Source organism: Marinobacter caseinilyticus (genome assembly GCF_011074955.1).
GTDB classification, from domain to species: Bacteria; Pseudomonadota; Gammaproteobacteria; order Pseudomonadales; family Oleiphilaceae; genus Marinobacter; species Marinobacter caseinilyticus.
The window spans coordinates 98,715-117,982 of sequence record NZ_WUQJ01000019.1; the positions used below are offsets into that span (position 1 = coordinate 98,715).

The 19,268-nt window shown below is 54.9% G+C and carries 14 protein-coding genes; 12 read left to right on the forward strand and 2 right to left on the reverse strand.

Going from position 1 to position 19,268, the window contains the following annotated elements; all coding sequences use genetic code 11:
* The first annotated feature begins 185 nt into the window (after positions 1-185).
* The 12 genes from GRX64_RS09035 to GRX64_RS09090 all read left to right on the forward strand — a co-directional run bounded on the left by GRX64_RS09035 (position 186) and on the right by GRX64_RS09090 (position 16,160).
* Complete coding sequence (locus tag GRX64_RS09035) at positions 186-1,250, forward strand: pilus assembly protein PilM (protein WP_166266348.1); 1,065 nt, start codon at positions 186-188, stop codon at positions 1,248-1,250.
* Complete coding sequence (locus tag GRX64_RS09040) at positions 1,250-1,813, forward strand: PilN domain-containing protein (RefSeq protein ID WP_166266351.1); 564 nt, start codon at positions 1,250-1,252, stop codon at positions 1,811-1,813. The genes GRX64_RS09035 and GRX64_RS09040 overlap by 1 nt, the downstream gene beginning before the upstream one ends.
* Positions 1,813-2,421 (forward strand): type IV pilus inner membrane component PilO, encoded by a 609-nt coding sequence (locus GRX64_RS09045; RefSeq protein WP_166266354.1) that lies wholly within the window; start codon positions 1,813-1,815, stop codon positions 2,419-2,421. The genes GRX64_RS09040 and GRX64_RS09045 overlap by 1 nt, the downstream gene beginning before the upstream one ends.
* Before the next feature lie 2 nt (positions 2,422-2,423).
* On the forward strand, positions 2,424-2,966 hold the full coding sequence (locus GRX64_RS09050; RefSeq protein WP_166266357.1) for a pilus assembly protein PilP: 543 nt from the start codon (positions 2,424-2,426) through the stop codon (positions 2,964-2,966).
* Positions 2,967-3,031: 65 nt separating this feature from the next.
* Complete coding sequence (locus GRX64_RS09055; RefSeq protein ID WP_166266511.1) at positions 3,032-5,083, forward strand: type IV pilus secretin PilQ; 2,052 nt, start codon at positions 3,032-3,034, stop codon at positions 5,081-5,083.
* Positions 5,084-5,206: 123 nt separating this feature from the next.
* Positions 5,207-5,773 carry a shikimate kinase AroK gene (gene aroK, locus GRX64_RS09060; protein WP_166266360.1) on the forward strand — a complete coding sequence of 189 codons (567 nt, stop codon included), beginning with the start codon at positions 5,207-5,209 and terminating at the stop codon, positions 5,771-5,773.
* A complete protein-coding gene (gene aroB, locus GRX64_RS09065) occupies positions 5,766-6,860 on the forward strand; it encodes a 3-dehydroquinate synthase (protein WP_166266363.1) in 1,095 nt (364 codons plus the stop codon). Before aroK ends, aroB begins: the two co-directional genes overlap by 8 nt.
* Positions 6,861-6,883: 23 nt before the next feature.
* Positions 6,884-8,461 carry an AAA family ATPase gene (locus GRX64_RS09070; protein WP_166266513.1) on the forward strand — a complete coding sequence of 526 codons (1,578 nt, stop codon included), beginning with the start codon at positions 6,884-6,886 and terminating at the stop codon, positions 8,459-8,461.
* A 210-nt stretch (positions 8,462-8,671) separates the two neighbouring features.
* Positions 8,672-13,120 (forward strand): glutamate synthase large subunit, encoded by a 4,449-nt coding sequence (gene gltB, locus GRX64_RS09075; protein ID WP_166266366.1) that lies wholly within the window; start codon positions 8,672-8,674, stop codon positions 13,118-13,120.
* An 80-nt stretch (positions 13,121-13,200) separates the two neighbouring features.
* Positions 13,201-14,619 carry an FAD-dependent oxidoreductase gene (locus tag GRX64_RS09080; protein WP_166266369.1) on the forward strand — a complete coding sequence of 473 codons (1,419 nt, stop codon included), beginning with the start codon at positions 13,201-13,203 and terminating at the stop codon, positions 14,617-14,619.
* A gap of 29 nt (positions 14,620-14,648) precedes the next feature.
* On the forward strand, positions 14,649-15,716 hold the full coding sequence (gene hemE / locus GRX64_RS09085; RefSeq protein WP_166266372.1) for a uroporphyrinogen decarboxylase: 1,068 nt from the start codon (positions 14,649-14,651) through the stop codon (positions 15,714-15,716).
* A 72-nt stretch (positions 15,717-15,788) separates the two neighbouring features.
* On the forward strand, positions 15,789-16,160 hold the full coding sequence (locus tag GRX64_RS09090) for a PilZ domain-containing protein (protein ID WP_166266375.1): 372 nt from the start codon (positions 15,789-15,791) through the stop codon (positions 16,158-16,160).
* A gap of 11 nt (positions 16,161-16,171) precedes the next feature.
* Here GRX64_RS09090 and radA read toward each other — a convergent pair whose 3' ends face one another.
* Positions 16,172-17,548 carry a DNA repair protein RadA gene (gene radA, locus GRX64_RS09095; protein WP_166266378.1) on the reverse strand — a complete coding sequence of 459 codons (1,377 nt, stop codon included), beginning with the start codon at positions 17,546-17,548 and terminating at the stop codon, positions 16,172-16,174.
* On the reverse strand, positions 17,548-19,209 hold the full coding sequence (ettA, locus tag GRX64_RS09100) for an energy-dependent translational throttle protein EttA (RefSeq protein WP_166266381.1): 1,662 nt from the start codon (positions 19,207-19,209) through the stop codon (positions 17,548-17,550). The genes radA and ettA overlap by 1 nt, the downstream gene beginning before the upstream one ends.
* Positions 19,210-19,268: the final 59 nt, after the last annotated feature.

Below are 19,268 nucleotides of genomic sequence, written 5' to 3' on the forward strand. Positions count from 1 at the left end.
TTTTTTCTGACAACTGTTGGATATAGGTCTATCATTTGAGAAATTGCTTTAGGAACGACGGGCTTGCTTCGTCACTACAACGCCTCTCCAAGTATTGATCAGGCATTGTAGACGTAAAGTAGAAAAAATTCTCTTAAATAAAAATCACATAACCGGGTGCATGTAACCAGGTATAGGGTGACCGCGTGTTCGGATTGTTCGGTAAGAAATCCAATGCAGTACTGGGTGTGGATGTCAGCTCCAGCTCGGTAAAACTGTTAGAGCTCTCAAAGCAGGGCAATCGATACAGGGTTGAAAGCTATGCGGTTGAACCGCTGCCAGCCAATGCTGTTGTCGAAAAAAACATCACGGATGTAGAAGCCGTTGGTGAAGCCCTCAAACGCGTATCGAGTAAGTCGCGCACAGGCGTCAAACAGACGGCTGTCGCGGTGTCCGGTTCGGCGGTAATTACGAAGCTGATTCAGATGAACTCGGGACTTAACGAGTTTGAGATGGAAGACCAGATCGCCCTCGAAGCGGACCAATACATCCCCTACCCCTTGGACGAAGTCGCTATCGACTTCGAGGTGCAAGGGCCGTCCGAATCCAATCCAGACCAGGTTGATGTTCTTTTGGCTGCATGCCGAAAGGAGAACGTGGACATCCGTGAGGATGCGCTCGGCATTGCCGCGTTAACCGCAAAAATTGTGGATGTAGAGGCTTATGCTCTGGAGCGGGCTTACTCGTTGATAGAGTCGCAGCTCGAGTCTCAGGGTGAAGAGCTGGTTGTCGCAATTGTCGATATAGGCGCGACGATGACCACCTTGAGTGTTTTGGCGGAAGGGAAAACAGTCTACACCCGTGAACAGATATTCGGAGGCAAACAGCTGACCGAAGAAATTCAGCGGCGATACGGCTTGTCCCTGGAGGAAGCCGGATTGGCCAAGAAACAGGGTGGTTTGCCGGACGATTACGAATCTGAGGTTTTGGTGCCGTTCAGGGAGGCCGTGGTTCAGCAAGTTGCACGCGCACTCCAGTTCTTTTTCGGGGCCAGCCAGTACAACGCGGTTGACTATGTGATTTTAGCTGGCGGCACAGCGTCGATTCAGGGGTTAACTGAGATGGTCGAAAATAAGACCGGAACCTCGACCCTGGTAGCCAACCCTTTTTCCGAAATGGCCGTTGGTTCGCGGGTCAACGCATCGGCTTTGGCTAACGACGCACCATCTCTGATGATTGCCTGCGGGTTGGCAATGAGGAGCTTCGACTAATGGCAAAAATTAACCTTCGGCCCTGGCGTGAAGAACTCAGAGCTGAGAAGCAACAGCAGTTTGTCGTTATGTTGCTGGGGGCGGCTATTGTCGCTGCGGGTATGGCGTTTCTCTGGAAGTCCGACCTGGACAGTAAAATCGCATACCAGGAGTCTCGCAACGCTTACATTCAGACGGCGACCAAGCAGTTGGAAAGCCAGATAAAAGAGATAGAAGACCTGAAGCGCAAACGGGATGAACTGTTGGCGCGGATGCGCGTTATTCAGGATCTGCAGGGCAAACGCCCGGTCATTGTGCGTGTTTTCGATGAGCTGGTTCGGACGCTTCCGGAAGGCCTGTATTACACGGATCTCAAGCGGGCTAACGACAAGGTCAGCATCGTAGGTATGGCGGAGTCAAACAGTCGAATATCTGCACTGATGCGGCAGTTTGAAACCTCGGATTGGTTTAAGGAACCTGACCTTTTCGATGTGGCTTCCGTCGATGACGCGCGAGCAGGTTACAGCAAGTTCACTCTATCGGTGAGTCAGCAGACGCCCGAGCTGAAAGCGGAGGATAAGTGATGAGCTTCGCGGACTCGATGAAAGGATTGAAGGAATTCGATATCAACGACCTTGACGTAAACAACGCGGGGATTTGGCCTGCGCCTGTCAAAGCGATCGTTGTATTGATCATTGTCGGTTTGATTATAGGTGGCGGGTACTATTTCTTCGTGAAGGACCAGTACGTCAAACTTGCTGGTGTGGAAAAGAAGGAGACGGAACTCCGCCAGGAATACGAAAAGAAAGCCTACAAGGTCGCCAACCTCGAAGTGTTCAGGGCTCAGATGCTTGAAATGGAGGAGACTTTTGGTGCGTTGGTAAAACAGTTGCCCAGTGACACCGAGGTGCCAGGCTTACTCGAAGATATTACCAATACGGCGGTGGGCAGTGGGCTTGAGCTCCAAGAGATAAAGTTGCAGCCAGAACAGCGCCGGGACTTTTATGTGGAGCTCCCCATCAGCATAAAGGTAATCGGGTCGTACCACGAGCTCGCTTCATTTGTGAGCAGTGTTGCCAGCTTACCTCGCATCGTCACTTTGCACGATTTCACGATTAAACCAACAAGCGGTGGAGATAGGCTGGATATGCAAGTTCTGGCACGTACGTATCGCTACCGGGCTGGAGAATGAGCATGGCACGACAGCATGCCGGTAAGGCTTGGTTAAGTATTTGTATGGTATCGCTTTTGTCCGCCTGTTCCCAAGGTAACGGCTTCTCGGATATTGATCGGTTTATGCAAGAGACTCGTTCTAAGCCGCGGGGTTTTGTTGAACCTTTGCCCGAGTTTAAGGCGTACGAGGCATTCAGCTACGCCTCCGCTGATCGCCGGGCCCCCTTCGAGCCACCGGTTGACGTTCAGTTAACGATGGTCGATGAGCAACCGCAGAGCGATATTGAGCCAGACCTGGATCGGCCGAGGGAAATTCTGGAAAACTTCGGGTTGGCTGAATTGAAGATGGTTGGCACGCTGAAAGGCGCGAGTGGAAGCCAGTTTGCGCTTATCTCAGATGGTGAAGGTGGTGTCCATAGAGTTCGTGGTGGCAATTATGTCGGGCAAAACTACGGCCGTATTATCGGTGTCAGTGAGTCCCGAATAGAATTGATCGAAATTGTACCCAATGGCCGGGGAGGCTGGGTAGAACGCCCCCGATCCCTTTCACTGGATGAGGGCTGAGGAGCGTGAATATGATAAATGTAAAAAAAATGCACAAACACTTTGGTTTGGGGTCGAGGCTAGCAATGTTCAGAAAACTTACCGCTTGCGTCAGCATGGTTGCTCTTGGAATGGTGTCATGCCTCGCCAGTGCGGTCACGCTCAAGGATGTATCCTTTTCTTCACTGCCGGGAGACAAGACCCAGGTGATCCTGCAGTTTGATGGCCAACCGCCCGAGCCGACCGGCTACACTATTGAGCGCCCCGCCCGTATTGCGGTTGATTTGCGTGATACGCAAAGCGGACTCGACAGCCGTAATATTTCGTTGGGTTCGGGCAATGCCCAAAGCATGACCGTCGTTGAAACAAAAGATCGCACGCGTCTTATCTTCAATCTGGTTGAGCTTGTGCCTTACTCGACGTCGCAGAAAGCGGACTCGCTGGTATTAACCATCGGTGGCGCAACAGCTGACAGTGGGTCGGAAATCGCTGGAAGCGAATCAAGCCAGCCTGCAAGGGCTGGGGGCTCCTCTTCTGGCCAGGGCTTGGCGGGCGTTGATTTCCGGCGTGGCCAGAATGGCGAAGGGCGTGTCGTTTTGTCACTCAGTAGCAGCAAGACGCCGATTGACTTGTCTGAGACCGGCGGCCGGATCCGTTTGGTGCTCGAAGACACGCAAGTTCCGGCAGAACTCCGCAGACGCCTGGATGTAACCGATTTTGCAACACCCGTTACCCGTGTTGACACGTATATGGAAGGCAATAATGCGGTCGTCGAAATCCGACCCGAAGGAAGTTACGACTACATTGCCTACCAAGCGGATAACGTTTTCACGGTCAGTGTTGAGCCGTTGACTGAGGAAGAAGCTGAAAGTAGACGAGAAGACAAATTTCCTTACACCGGCGATAAACTGTCTCTCAACTTTCAAGACATTGAGGTTCGTTCAGTCTTGCAGCTGATCGCTGATTTTACGGGGCTTAATTTGGTTGCGAGCGACACCGTCAGCGGCAGCATTACATTGCGCCTGCAGAACGTGCCTTGGGATCAGGCGTTGGACTTGATTCTGAAGACCAAAGGCCTGGATAAACGCCAAATTGGTAACGTCCTTTTAGTCGCGCCGGCAGACGAAATTGCGGCCCGCGAGAGGCTGGAGCTGGAAACAAGCAAACAAATTTCCGAGCTTGCCCCAGTACGCCTGGACATCGTTCAGGTGAATTACGCCAAGGCGGCTGATATAGTGGCGCTGATCAAAGAAGATGAAGAGCTGATTTCATCGCGGGGCTTTGTGTCATCCGATGACCGGACGAATACGATCAGTGTTCGCGAGACGTCGGATAAGCTCGAGCAAATCCGTAGGCTGGTGAACACTTGGGATGTGCCCGTGCGTCAGGTCCTAATCGAGGCGAGACTGGTTCGCGCTCAGACAGACTTAGCGGAAGAATTGGGTGTTCGCTGGGGCGCAGCCGGCCGTTCCAATATCAACGGTAGCGAGAACAATATCGGGTTCGCAGGCAGTAGCAACGGCGCGCCAATCGGAGGGTCGCCGCTGAGCTTGGGGGGGTTGAACGTTGATCTTGGTGTCACTCGGGCTAACACGTCCTCGGTATCGTTCGGTTATATCGGATCCGACTTTCTTGTGGATCTTGAGTTGTCAGCCTTCGAAAGTGATGGCCAAGCTGAAATTGTGGCCCAGCCTAAAGTTGTAACGGCGGATCGACAAACCGCAAAGATTAAATCGGGCGAAGAGATACCTTATCAGGAAGCATCGTCCAGCGGTGCTACGTCGGTGTCCTTCAAGGAAGCGGCGTTGTCCCTTGAGGTAACGCCTCAGATTACGCCTGATGACAAAATCATTATGGATCTAACCGTTAATCAGGATTCTCGTGGGCAAGAAACCGCTGGTGTTCCAAGTATTAACACCAACGAGGTAACCACTCAGGTGTTGGTTCGAAATGGAGAAACCGTGGTACTCGGTGGTATCTTCCAATCAGAAACATCAACCACGATCACTAAGACGCCATTTTTGGGAGATATTCCATACCTAGGCCGCTTGTTCACACGTAGGGCGTCTGTTGATGAACGAAGCGAACTGCTGATTTTTATCACGCCTAAGATCCTTAAGGGCGACCTGGTTGATTAGTTGAACTGAACAAAGAGCCGCCCCTTGCAGGGCGGCTTTTTTTTGCCTTCAATTTCCCCAAATCTTATGCAACTTAAGTCGCTGTGCTATTCTCACCCGCCCAGAGTGATAAGAGCGGATACCATGTTGTTGCCAAAGCGTGTAGTTCTCGTCGGACCCATGGGTGCAGGCAAAAGTACTATTGGTCGATTGTTGGCCAGAGAGCTTGGGTATCGCTTTGTCGACTCAGACCGACTGATTGAGGAACGCTGTGGCGCCAATATTCCCTGGATCTTTGATGTAGAGGGGGAGGAGGGTTTTCGTCAGCGTGAGGCGGCTATCCTTGCGGAATTGGCGAGCCTGGATGAAGTTGTGCTGGCCACCGGTGGCGGTGCTGTTTTGCGGCAGGAAAACCGTCAAAGCCTGAAATGTGAGGCACTGGTGGTATATCTGAAGACGTCGGTTGATCAGCAAGTCGAAAGAACACGGCGAGATCGAAATCGGCCACTGCTTCAGGGCGATGATCCGGAAGGCGTTCTCAGATCGTTGTTTGCTATTCGGGACCCTATTTACACTGAGCTTGCCGACATTGTAATGTTTACCGACAAAAAAAGTCCCCGCCTGGTTGTGCGTCAATTGGTGAACCGAATTCATCCGAAAACGCCGAGACAAAAACGACAAGTAAGGAAGGAGGGTCACAAGCATGGATAAAACCGTTCGTCAGCTGCGGGTTGAACTGGGGGACCGTAGTTACCCCATTATCATTGGCGCCGGTTTGCTTGATAGTCAGGATCTTACCCCGTATGCGGCAGGGGAGAAGATTATGATTGTGACCAATGAGACCGTTGGGCCGCTTTATCTTGAGCAGGCTTGTCGCTGTTTCCCCGGGAAAACAATCGACACCATGATGTTGCCGGATGGTGAGCAACACAAAAACTGGCAAACCCTGAACCTGATCTTTGATGCCTTATTGGCAAACAAGCACTCCCGGAATACCACACTGGTGGCCTTGGGTGGTGGTGTGGTGGGAGATATGGTCGGCTTTGCCGCCGCGTCCTACCAGCGAGGCGTCCGATTCATTCAGATTCCAACCACGTTATTGTCCCAAGTTGACTCGTCAGTGGGTGGCAAGACCGGCATCAATCACCCGCTGGGTAAAAATATGATTGGCGCCTTTCATCAGCCGCAAGTTGTGTTGATTGATACCGAGACCCTCAAGACCTTACCGGGCAGGGAAATTCCCGCGGGTCTTGCCGAAGTCATAAAATATGGCCTTATCCGGGATTTGCCCTTCCTTGAGTGGCTTGAGGATCATATCCGCAGTCTTACAGATCTGGATTCCGAAGCTCTGGCAGAGGCGATTTATCGTTCTTGCGCCTGTAAAGCGGAAGTTGTGGCCATGGATGAGCGGGAAGGCGGCGTGCGTGCGCTTCTCAATCTGGGCCATACTTTTGGGCATGCAATGGAAACGTTTGCGGGCTATGGTCACTGGCTTCATGGTGAAGCCGTTGGCGCGGGGATGGCAATGGCCGCCAATTTGTCGGCAAGGCTGGGCATGATAACACCAGCTGATCTGGCACGTGTCGAGCGTCTGATTGAGCGTGCTGGTTTGCCCCTGAAAACACCTGAGGGGATGACGCCGGATAAGTTCCTGGATCTGATGGCGGTCGACAAGAAAAACCTGGATGGGACACTTAGGTTAATACTCTTGCAAGCGCCGGGACGGGCAGTGATTAAAGACGATTTCGATCCCGTAGCGCTAGGGGATACCTTGCGAGCTTTTTGTGAGCACAAGTAAATTGAAGGACAAAAAGGGTGACAATGGGTCATGAATCGTTGACTGGCCTGGATGCCGGAGGCCTGTTTCCGCGGTTGCAGGAACGCTATGGCTTAAGGTCGGACCCGCTCGCCATGGACTCTCCTTTTTATCCTGATGCCCAGCGTCAACATGCGCTGGAAACACTCAGGCACCTCTGTGGTTTTGGCGATCTGGCATTACTCCTCACCGGGGCAAAAGGAGCGGGTAAATCCCGTATTCTGGTGGAGTTGGTGCGCAGTGAGTCGGCACGTCTGGAGTTTGTGCGTATTCCCGCAACGAATTTGACCAGTGTGCAGGCGCTTGCGAAAACATTGTTGAGTGCGGCGCACCTCGGTTCGTCTCCGGGAGAGTCTCCCCGCGACGCAGTCTACCGGTTCTTTCGATGGAGCGAGACGGCAACCCGAAAGGGTTCGCGTCTGGTGTTGTTAATCGATGATGCGGATCAGGTCGCCCCTGAGCTGATCCGCCTGATTTTATCCGCACATCGGGCCGCTGACACCACTTGTTGCGCGACCCCTGTATTGAGTGGCTTGGACCAGCTTGTTCACAGTATTGGTGTCATTGGAGGGGCTGGCGATATATCGGGCGTCCATCAGATTCATTTGCGGCCCCTGACTCGTGCGGAAGTGTTTCGATACCTTGAGCCCAGAGTGCACGCTGCTGGTGGCAAGGTTAGTGAATTGCTGTCCGGGCGGTACCTGGATCTTATCCAAGAGTTGAGTCAGGGTAGCCTCGGGCGCTTAAAGCGTGTGACGCCAGCTGTCTGGCTGGATATTACGCCCTCTATGGCTCGCGCCAATCGCAGGGTGCCCTCACTGAGAAGTATTCGCTGGCCTGCGCTCACGGCATTATTGCTTGGCATCTCTTGGTGGCTGGTTTCCTACCAGTACGATACCGTCATAGCGCAGCAGGACGTCAACAGAAGCGAATCCAAAAAACAGCGAACAATTATTTCACTGGGGCCCGAAAATCAGCATCTGGATACCGATTCCAGGGTGGAGAGCGACCACAGGGCGCCCCAGGGGCTGGTTAGGCAGCCGCCCTTGGAGCAGCACGGTGCTGAATCCAATGTTGGCGCGACCGTCTCGACAGACGACGAACCCCGTCCGGCGTCAGGCAGCGACAGGCCTGTCAGTGGAGACGAAACGAACGGGCAGGGCGTGGGAGATGGTGCTGACCTTCTAATATCATCTACCCAAACCCCACAATTAGAGCCAGAGCCAGAGCCAGAGCCAGAGCCAGAGCCAGAGCCAGAGCCAGAGCCAGAGCCAGAGCCAGAGCCGCTGTTTGTGCCTGCTGACCCTGAACGTTTTGTCGAGGTGACACGGGTTCGGGTGAAAAGTGGCAAAACCGCTCAGTACATTGCGGGATTCAATGAAGAGACGGCGCTTAAGTTCCTTCAGCAGCACAAAGGTGTCCCAGGCTTGCGCTACACCCGCAGTGAAAGAAAGGGGCGGGATTGGTTTGTGGTATTCTATGGCGAGTTTGAAAGTTCCGAGGCGGCTCGCGTGGCCCTGAAATCGTTGCCCGCAACGATTCAACAGCAGGATACCTGGATCAGACCACTCAACACCATGTAGCTTGCGCTCCCGCCAGTTGAGCTCGCGCTCAAAGCGAAACCTGGGTGCGGCGGTTAATGAAAAATCCATGCCAACTGCTCATTTGTTTGAGTAGGTACTTCCACGTGTGTAAAATGGCCAGCCCCTATTTTCAGTGTCGAAGGTCGGACTTATTGCTTATTAAATAATATCCCTTTGATTGAAAAAGAATTTCTTTGCGAGAGAACGCTTATGAAGACAGGTTTGTATCACCCCGATGAATTCAGGGATAACTGTGGTTTTGGTCTGATTGCCCATATGAAAGGGCAAACCAGCCACACGTTATTGCAAACTGCCATCGAATCGCTGACGTGCATGACCCACCGCGGTGGCATTGCGGCCGATGGCAAGACCGGAGATGGTTGTGGTCTTCTGATCCAAAAACCGGATGCGTTTTTGAGAAAAGCGGCGAACGCTGCGTGTGGAAAGAAACTGAGCAGCCAGTTTGCCGTCGGGCAGATTTTTCTGAGCCAGGATGATGCCAAGGCTCAGGCTGGCCGGGCAGCCATTGAAAAGCGACTCACGGAGCAGGGGCTCGAAATTGTCGGTTGGCGGGGAGTTCCAACCAATAACGACTGCCTGGGCCCTATGGCACTGGACTGCCTGCCAAAGATCGAGCAGGTATTTGTCGAACCTGGCGGTAAAACCGAACGTCAGTTTGCCATCAGCCTCTTTGTTGGTCGCCGGCATGCGGAAGGCGACATGGCCGACGATTCGGAGTTCTATATCTGCAGCCTGTCACATCAGACCTTGTCCTATAAAGGGCTGATGATGCCGGCCGATTTGACGGCCTTTTACCCGGATTTGGCTGATCCGGATTTTGAAACCGCGATCTGCGTTTTTCATCAGCGGTTTTCCACCAATACCATGCCGCGCTGGCCACTGGCTCAGCCGTTTCGTTATCTGGCCCACAATGGTGAAATCAATACAGTGTCGGGCAACCGAAACTGGGCGCTGGCGCGAGCGTCCAAATTCAGTTCTCCCGACTTGCCGGACCTTCAGACTCTTCAGCCCTTGGTGAACCTGACCGGGTCCGACTCCTCCAGCATGGACAACATGTTGGAAGTATTGCTTGCCGGTGGCGTTGATCTGTTCCGGGCCGCTCGGATGATGATCCCGCCGGCCTGGCAGAACGTCGATACCATGGATTCGGAGCTGCGGGCATTTTACGAATACAACTCCATGCACATGGAGCCCTGGGATGGCCCGGCCGGTCTTGTTTTGTCTGATGGCCGTTACGCCGTGTGCATGCTTGACCGCAATGGACTTCGTCCTGCCCGCTGGGTCATCACCAAAGATGACTTTATTACATTGGCATCGGAAATTGGTACTTACGGTTATAAGCCGGAAGACGTTGTTGCAAAAGGCCGAGTCGGACCGGGACAGATGTTGGCCATCGATACGGATACGGGCGAACTGCTGCATACCCAGGACATTGATGACCGCTTGAAAAGCAGTCAGCCGTACAAACGGTGGCTGAAAGAAAACAGCCTGAGGGTTGAAGCCACGCTGAATCAGGACACCCCTGATTTCAAGCTGATGGAGGCCGATGAACTGCTGATTCAGCAAAAAATGTTCATGGTTTCCTACGAAGAGCGCGATCAGATTCTGCGGCCATTGGCAGAAAATGGCCAGGAAGCCGTTGGGTCGATGGGCGATGACACCCCAATGGCAGTGTTGTCCAGTCGGGTTCGTCATGTGGCGGATTATTTCCGCCAGAAATTCGCCCAGGTGACCAACCCGGCCATTGACCCATTGCGTGAATCCATCGTTATGTCTCTGGAAACCTGCCTGGGTGCCGAGCGCAACGTTTTCGAAGAGACGGCGGACCATGCCAACCGGATAATTCTGTCCACGCCGGTATTGTCGCCCGCAAAGTTTTTGCGGATCGTCAACAATGATCGTGAAGGTTTTGAAGTTGCACAGGTGCAGCTGGGATATCGAGCGGAGTTAGGGCTTAAGAAAGCGGTCGAAACCGTTTGTGAAGAAGCCGAGCGAGCGGTCCGTGCCGGCGGTGTCTTGCTGGTACTGACTGACAAGACTTTGAAGGAAGGTGAACTGCCGGTCAACGCACTGATGGCCACCGGTGCGGTGCACCACCATCTGGTGACCAAAGGCCTGCGTTGCGACACCAATATTATTGTTGAAACTGGCTGGGCAAGAGACCCGCACCATTTCGCAGTATTGTTTGGTTTTGGCGCAACCGCGGTGTACCCGTACCTTGCCTACCAGGTACTGAATGATCTGATTCGCACCGGCGAAGTATTGATGGACCCCATCGAGGCGAAGAACAATTACCGCAAGGGCATCAACAAAGGCCTGCTGAAGATTCTCTCCAAAATGGGGATCTCCACCATCACGTCTTATCGCGGAGCCCAACTATTTGAAGCCATTGGTGTTGCGGACGAAGTGGTTGATCTTTGTTTTAAAGGCGTACCCAGTCGCATACAGGGCGCCGGTTTCTACGAATTCCAGCAGGACCAGGAGCAATTGGCGGCGGTAGCCTGGAAACCGCGTAAGCAGATATCACCCGGTGGCTTGCTCAAGTACATCCACGGTCAGGAATACCATGCCTTTAACCCGGACGTGGTTACAACGCTGCAGCAGGCTGTCAGCAGCGGTGAATATGGTACCTACCGCGAATACGCGGCACTGGTTAATGAGCGCCCTGTGGCGACACTGCGGGACTTGCTGACCTTCAGAAAAGACCTGACGGCAATTGATTTGTCCGAGGTTGAACCTGTTGAGGCCATCTTCCCGCGTTTCGATTCAGCCGCCATGTCGCTTGGGGCCCTCTCGCCGGAAGCCCATGAGGCGTTGGCGGTTGCCATGAACACACTGGGTGGCCGGTCGAACTCTGGCGAGGGCGGTGAAGACCCCGCTCGTTACGGGTCAGAACGCCGCTCAAAGATCAAGCAAGTGGCCTCCGGTCGATTTGGGGTGACGGCAGAATATTTGCGCAGCGCCGATGTCATGCAAATCAAGGTCGCACAAGGTGCCAAGCCGGGTGAGGGTGGCCAGCTACCCGGAGGCAAGGTTAACGACCTGATTGCCCGGTTGCGCTACTCCGTGCCTGGGGTGACGCTGATTTCACCGCCTCCGCACCATGATATTTACTCGATAGAAGATCTGGCCCAGCTGATATTCGATCTCAAACAGGTCAACCCGAAAGCCCTGGTGTCAGTGAAACTGGTGTCTGAGCCTGGTGTGGGCACCATCGCGGCCGGTGTGGCCAAGGCTTATGCCGATCTGATCACCGTCTCCGGCTACGACGGTGGCACGGCAGCCAGCCCGCTCACCTCTATACGTTACGCCGGTTCTCCATGGGAACTGGGCTTGAGCGAAACGCAGCAGGCGCTGCGTGGTAATGATTTGCGGGGCAAGATTCGTCTGCAGACCGATGGCGGGATCAAAACCGGTCTGGATGTGGTGAAAGGCGCGATTCTGGGTGCTGAGAGCTTTGGTTTCGGCACCACGCCAATGGTCGCGCTCGGCTGCAAGTATCTGCGGATCTGTCATCTCAATAATTGCGCAACCGGTGTTGCAACCCAGAATCAGCGGTTACGGGACGAGCATTTCCAAGGCACCGTTGAAATGGTAATGAACTTTTTCCGGTTTGTGGCAGAAGAAACCCGTGAGTGGATGTCGCAATTGGGCGTGCGTACGCTTGAAGAGTTGGTCGGTCGCACGGATCTGCTTGAGCGCTTGCCCGGCAACACACCACGCCAGCAAAAACTGGACCTCACGCCATTGCTTGGCAGTGACCTGATACCGGCGGATAAACCGCACACCTGTCAGGTCGAGCGCAACGAGCCATTTGATAAGGGTGCTCTGGCTGAGCGCATGGTCAGTGATGCCGCGGACGCCATCGCCCATAAGAAAGGCGGTACCTTCTCGTATCGGGTGACTAACTGTGACCGTTCCATCGGTGCCCGCCTGTCAGGGGAAATTGCCGAACTGCACGGCAACCAAGGCATGGTCGACGCGCCCATCACGCTTGAACTGACAGGCACCTCCGGTCAAAGCTTCGGGGTGTGGAACGTCTCCGGTTTGAATATGATTCTGGAAGGCGATGCGAACGACTATGTCGGTAAAGGCATGACCGGTGGCAAACTCGTCATTCGGCCGCCCAGCGTCAGCAGTTTCAAGTCCCAAGACACCTCGATTGTCGGCAATACATGCCTCTATGGTGCAACTGGCGGTAAATTGTTTGCCGCGGGTACCGCGGGTGAGCGTTTTGGCGTCCGTAACTCGGGTGCCCATGCCGTAATTGAGGGTGTCGGCGATCACTGTTGTGAATACATGACCGGTGGTTTGGTGACGGTCCTTGGTGCGACTGGCCATAACTTTGGTGCAGGCATGACGGGCGGCTTTGCCTATGTGCTGGACGGAAAAAATACGTTCGTTGACAAGTACAACCACGAGTTAGTGGAGATCCAGCGGATATCCAGTGAAGAAATGGAGCCTTACCGTAACCATTTGCGAGGCGTTGTGAGAGAGCACGTCGCAGAAACGGGCAGTACGTGGGCTGAGCATATTCTTGACAATTTCGATGACTACGTAGGGCGCTTCTGGCTGGTGAAACCCAAGGCCGCAAGCCTCAGAAGCCTTTTGGCGAGTACTCGCGGACGGCCTGAATAGCGGGCATCGCAACCAGAGGTTTCGGCTCGATTGCGCATGGTAATCGAGCCTCTCGAAATTGAGCTAATGAGAGCATCATAATGAAAGAACGACTGCATAACGACTTTCAGTTCGTCGAAGTCGGACGCATTGATCCGAAAAAAGTGCCCGCCAAGAAGCGGAAAAAAGAGTTCGGTGAGATCTACTACCCATTCAAGCAGGAAGAGGCTTCGGATCAATCGCATCGCTGTCTTGAGTGTGGTAATCCCTATTGCGAGTGGAAGTGTCCTGTCCACAACTATATTCCCAACTGGCTCAAACTGGTGTCCGAGGGCAACATCCTCAAAGCGGCGGAATTGTGTCACGAGACCAACTCGTTGCCAGAAGTCTGTGGTCGTGTGTGTCCCCAGGATCGGCTCTGTGAAGGCGCCTGCACGCTGAACGACGGATTTGGGGCTGTGACCATTGGTTCTGTCGAAAAGTACATCACTGACACCGCATTTGCCTTGGGCTGGCGCCCGGATCTGTCCCACGTTAAGTGGACTGATAAGAAAGTAGCGGTTATTGGAGCCGGGCCCGCGGGTCTGGGTTGCGCAGACATTTTGGCGCGTAATGGCGTCAAACCGGTGGTATTCGACCGGTACCCGGAAATTGGTGGCCTGCTCACCTTTGGCATTCCCGAGTTCAAACTCGAGAAGTCGGTAATGACCCGTCGCCGCCAGATTTTCGAAGAGATGGGGGTCGAATTCCGGTTGTCGACAGACGTTGGAACCGACGTGATGTTGCCGGACATCATCGATGAATACGATGCGGTATTTATGGGCATGGGCACCTATACCTACATGAAAGGTGGGTTCCCGGGTGAAGACCTGCCGGGCGTCTACGACGCGCTGCCTTTCCTGGTGTCCAACGTAAATCGTCGTCTGGGTTTCGAAAAAGACGGCGACGAATTCATTGATATGAAGGACAAACGCGTGGTGGTGCTCGGCGGGGGTGATACCGCCATGGACTGTAACCGCACCTCTATTCGCCAGCAAGCGACGAGTGTCGCCTGTGCTTACCGTCGCGACGAAGCCAACATGCCAGGGTCACGACGGGAAGTCTCCAACGCGAAAGAGGAGGGTGTTAAATTCCTGTTCAATCGCCAGCCCATCGCCATTCTTGGTGAAGATCAGGTCGAGGGCGTAAAAGTCGTTCAGACCCGGTTGGGCGAGCCGGACGAGAATGGTCGTCGGCGCCCTGAAGTGGTGCCGGGGAGTGAAGAAGTGATCCCGGCGGACGCGGTGCTCGTAGCATTCGGTTTCCGGCCGAGTCCGGCCGAATGGTTTGGCGAGCTTGAGGTTGCGACCGATGATTCAGGTCGTGTAACCGCTGAAGAAAAGGCCGAGTACCCGTTTCAAACGTCGAATGCCAAGATCTTCGCTGGCGGTGATATGGTCCGCGGCTCCGATCTGGTAGTAACCGCCATATGGGAAGGCCGGCAAGCGGCGGAAGGTATTCTCGATTATCTCGACGTCTGAACGACGCTCATTGACTGAACAGGATTTGCATGACTGAACTTAAGAATGACCGATTTCTCCGGGCCCTGATGCGCCAGCCGGTAGATCGCACGCCCGTGTGGATGATGCGGCAGGCGGGGCGATATTTGCCTGAATATCGGGCGGCAAGGGCTAGGGCGGGTGATTTCCTCAGTTTGTGCAAAAATACTGAACTCGCCTGTGAGGTGACGCTACAACCGTTGGCTCGTTACCCTTTGGATGCGGCGATTCTGTTCTCTGACATTCTGACCATCCCGGATGCCATGGGGCTCGGTCTGTACTTTGAAACCGGGGAAGGTCCCAAGTTTCGCAAGACGGTACGAACCGCCGCAGATGTCGACGCCTTGCCTACGCTGAACGCCGCGTCGGACCTTGAGTATGTCATGAACGCTGTCAGTGCCATACGGCGTGAGCTTAATGGCCGGGTGCCACTGATTGGCTTCTCTGGGAGCCCCTGGACCCTGGCGACCTATATGGTTGAGGGCAGTTCGTCGAAAGATTTTCGCGAGGCCAAACGCCTGATGTATTCAGAGCCGGAGGTGATGCATCGGTTGTTAGACCATCTTGCGACAGCGGTGACAGATTACCTGAACTGTCAGATCCGTGCGGGCGCCCAGGTCGTGCAAATCTTTGATACCTGGGGCGGAGTGCTCAGTAGCTGGGCCTATGAAGTGTTTTCCCTGGCCTACATGAAGAAAATCGTCGACGGGCTTATTCGCCAGCATGACGGCCGGCATGTGCCGGTTATTCTGTTCACCAAGAATGGTGGCCAATGGCTGGAAACCATGGCGGACTCCGGGGCTGACGCGCTCGGGCTGGACTGGACCACGGATATCGGTCGAGCTCGGGCGCGGGTCGGGGATCGGGTGACGCTGCAAGGCAATATGGATCCGTCCATGCTATACGCCCCCCCCGCTCGCATTCGTGAGGAAGTGGCCGATATTCTGGCTCGCTTTGGCGAAGGTTCCGGACACATTTTTAATCTTGGTCACGGTATCACGCCGGATGTTGACCCGGCCCATGCCGGCGCCTTTATTGAGGCGGTGGTTGAGCTGAGCCCGCCATATCATCAGGGGTGATGGCAGCTGGCGCCTGATGGCGCACGGCACTATAGTTTCGAGATCGACGGTAAAAACAAAGGTGGTTTGACTTTGAATGTGCCACGGAATGAGAAGCGCCAGTTTCAACGAATCCTGTTCGACGCCCCCTGTGACATTCACTGGCAGGACGAGGTTTGGTCGTCACAGCTGTTGGATATTTCCTTTCGGGGCCTGCTGGTAAGGCGCCCGGAAGACTGGTCGGCCCCGCTTAAGCAGTCGTTCGAAATCACCATTCATCTGGACGATCAGGAAAGTGGCATCGTCATGGCGGTCGAGCTTTGCCATGTTGAGTCTGATCACCTGGGCTTCAAATGCCAATATATTGACCTCGACAGTGCCTCTCACCTCAAACGCCTGGTAGAGCTCAACTTGGGCGATCAGGCCTTGTTGGAGCGTGAGCTCAGCCACTTGTTGGGTGAGTGAGGGCCTTGGGCTCAGAGCTCTTCCAGCGCGGTCAGGGCATCGCTGAGTTTGGTTACCGGAATGACCTTCATATTCTCCAGGACCTTGCGGGGCGCGTTACCCTTGGGCACCAGTGCGCGGGTAAAACCGTGTTTGGCCGCCTCGTAAATCCGCTCCTGCCCGCTGGGGACCGGGCGGATTTCGCCGGACAAACCAACCTCACCAAATATCACCAGATCCTGCGGCAGAGCCCGGTCGCGAAATGACGACACTACGGCTGCCAGTAGCGCCAGGTCGGCACTGGTCTCGCTCACTTTGACCCCGCCCACAACGTTCACGAAGACGTCCTGATCCGCGCAATGCAGACCGCCATGGCGGTGAAGCACTGCCAGCAGCATGGCCAGTCGATTTTGATCGAGGCCGACGGCGACCCGCCTTGGATAGCCGCCCTGAGCAACATCCACCAGCGCCTGGATTTCCACCAGCATCGGCCGAGTGCCTTCCCAGACCACCATGACCACACTGCCGGGCGCGGCGTCCTCGCCTCGATTCAGGAAAATGGCGCTGGGGTTTTTTACCTCTTTGAGGCCTTGTTCCAGCATTGCGAACACGCCCAGTTCGTTGACCGCGCCAAAACGATTCTTGATGCCCCGCAAGGTGCGATAGCGGCTGTCACTGGAGCCTTCCAGCAGAATCGAGCAGTCAATCATATGTTCCAGCACCTTGGGGCCTGCCAGGCTACCGTCTTTGGTAACGTGGCCAACCAAAAACAGGATGGTGCCGGTTTGTTTCGCAAAACGGGTCAGGTAGGCGGCACTCTCACGCACCTGGGATACACTGCCTGGCGCCGACTCAACGTCACTCACGTGCATAACCTGAATGCTGTCCACCACCAGAATGCGGGGTTTCTCGATTTCCGCGATTTGAATAATGCGCTCGACGCTGGTCTCCGACAGCATTTTCAGATCGTGGGTGGGGAGGTTCAGGCGTTGGGCCCGAAGAGCCACCTGTTGCAGTGACTCCTCCCCGGTGACATACAGTGCGGACACCGAGCCGGCGAGATGACACACGGCTTGCAGCAGCAGCGTGCTTTTGCCAGCTCCCGGATGCCCGCCCATCAGCACCGCCGAGCCTTCGACCAGTCCGCCCCCGAGCACCCGGTCCAGCTCCTGCATGCCGGAGCTGATACGGGACTGCTCGCTGAGATTGACCGAGCCCAGGGTCTGTACCGCGGACAAACTGCCCGCAAAGCCTTCAAAGCGTGCGCCACGGCTGCCACCCGCTGTGCCGTTAACTCCGCGGACTTCACTGATCGTGTTCCAAGTCTGACACGCCGTGCATTGGCCTTGCCATTTGGAATAGTCGGCACCGCAGTCGGTGCAGACATAGGCGGTTTTGGTTTTTGCCATCAGGCCAGCTTCTTGTATTTCATGCGCTGTGGCACGAGCGCCGAGTCACCTTTGCGCTTCTTGTGATCTTCATCGTATTCGGTGAAGTTGCCTTCAAAGAACACCACTTCGCTGTCGCCTTCAAACGCCAGAATGTGTGTCGCTACCCGGTCCAGGAACCAGCGGTCGTGCGAAATGACCAGTGCCGATCCGGGGAAGTTTAGCAGTGCTTCCTCCAGCGCCCGCAGGGTTTCCACGTCAAGATCGTTGGTCGGCTCGTCCAGCAGCAGCACATTGCCACCCTCTTTCAGCAGCTTGGCCAGATGAAGACGATTGCGCTCACCGCCCGACAGGTCGCCGACCCGTTTTTGCTGGTCGCTGCCCTTGAAGTTGAAGCGGCCGACGTAGGCCCGGGACGGTGTTTGATAGTTACCGACCTGGATTATGTCCTGGCCTCCGCTCAACTCTTCCCAGACGGTGTTTTCGCCGTTCAGATCGCGAATCTGATCGACATACGCGAGCTTGACCGACTCGCCAACGGTAATGGCGCCGTCGTCGGGTGTGTCCTGCGCTGCAATCATTCGAAACAGGGTCGACTTACCGGCACCGTTGCCGCCAATGATGCCCACAATGGAGCCCGGTGGAATGCTAAAATTGAGCTTTTCGTAAAGCAGCGTGCCGTCAAAGGACTTGCTGACGCTCTCGACGTCAATCACTTTGTCACCAAGGCGAGGTCCGGGCGGAATATAGAGCTCATTGGTTTCATTGCGCTTCTGGAAGTCTTGCGAACTGAGCTCGTCAAAGCGCGCCAGTCGGGCTTTGCTCTTGGATTGCCGGCCTTTTGCATTGCTGCGAACCCACTCGAGCTCGTGCTTGATGGTCTTTTGCCGGGCATCTTCCTGTTTGCCCTCAATTTCCAGGCGCTTTTCCTTGGCTTCCAGCCACTGGCTGTAATTGCCTTCAAACGGGATACCCTGACCGCGATCCAGCTCCAGTATCCAGCCGGCGACATTGTCGAGAAAGTAGCGATCGTGCGTAATGGCAACCACGGTACCGGAATAGTCGTGCAGAAAACGTTCCAGCCAGGCGACCGATTCCGCATCCAGGTGGTTCGTCGGCTCATCGAGCAGCAACATGTCGGGCCCGGACAACAGCAGGCGGCACAGGGCCACCCGGCGCCGTTCGCCACCGGAGAGATTAGCGACACTGGCATCCCAGGCCGGCAGCCGCAAGGCATCGGCGGCAACTTCCAGTTTGCGTTCAATGTCATGGCCATCAACCGCCTGGATAAAGCTTTCCAGTTCGCCCTGTTTCTTGGCCAAGGCATCAAAGTCCGCATCCGGTTCAGCGTACGCGGCGTAAACCTGGTCCAGCTCAGCCAAGGCGTTATGCACGTTGGCGGCCGCTTCATCCACGATCTCTTTCACGGTTTTGCTGTCATCCAGCTCCGGTTCCTGGGGTAAATAGCCCACATTGATCCCGGGCTGGGGTCGGGCTTCGCCAATGTAATCCTGATCAATGCCCGCCATAATCCGTAGCAGGGTGGATTTACCCGAGCCATTCAGGCCCAGTACGCCAATTTTGGCACCGGGAAAGAAGCTCAGGGAGATATCCTTGAGAATTTCGCGCTTCGGGGGGACGACCTTGCCCACCCGGTTCATGGAAAATACGTACTGGGCCATAGTTGGCAGGATCCTTTCAATTGATATCGGGAGGCCTGTAACGGTAGCGAAACCGCTGC

Coding starts and splice junctions, on each gene's coding strand:
- radA (WP_166266378.1), bottom strand. CDS start 17,548: ATGGCAAAAACCAAAACCGCCTATGTCTGCACCGACTGCGGTGCCGAC.
- GRX64_RS09070 (WP_166266513.1), top strand. CDS start 6,884: ATGGGTCATGAATCGTTGACTGGCCTGGATGCCGGAGGCCTGTTTCCG.
- GRX64_RS09080 (WP_166266369.1), top strand. CDS start 13,201: ATGAAAGAACGACTGCATAACGACTTTCAGTTCGTCGAAGTCGGACGC.
- GRX64_RS09055 (WP_166266511.1), top strand. CDS start 3,032: ATGTTCAGAAAACTTACCGCTTGCGTCAGCATGGTTGCTCTTGGAATG.
- GRX64_RS09040 (WP_166266351.1), top strand. CDS start 1,250: ATGGCAAAAATTAACCTTCGGCCCTGGCGTGAAGAACTCAGAGCTGAG.
- ettA (WP_166266381.1), bottom strand. CDS start 19,209: ATGGCCCAGTACGTATTTTCCATGAACCGGGTGGGCAAGGTCGTCCCC.
- hemE (WP_166266372.1), top strand. CDS start 14,649: ATGACTGAACTTAAGAATGACCGATTTCTCCGGGCCCTGATGCGCCAG.
- GRX64_RS09045 (WP_166266354.1), top strand. CDS start 1,813: ATGAGCTTCGCGGACTCGATGAAAGGATTGAAGGAATTCGATATCAAC.
- aroB (WP_166266363.1), top strand. CDS start 5,766: ATGGATAAAACCGTTCGTCAGCTGCGGGTTGAACTGGGGGACCGTAGT.
- aroK (WP_166266360.1), top strand. CDS start 5,207: ATGTTGTTGCCAAAGCGTGTAGTTCTCGTCGGACCCATGGGTGCAGGC.
- gltB (WP_166266366.1), top strand. CDS start 8,672: ATGAAGACAGGTTTGTATCACCCCGATGAATTCAGGGATAACTGTGGT.
- GRX64_RS09050 (WP_166266357.1), top strand. CDS start 2,424: ATGGCACGACAGCATGCCGGTAAGGCTTGGTTAAGTATTTGTATGGTA.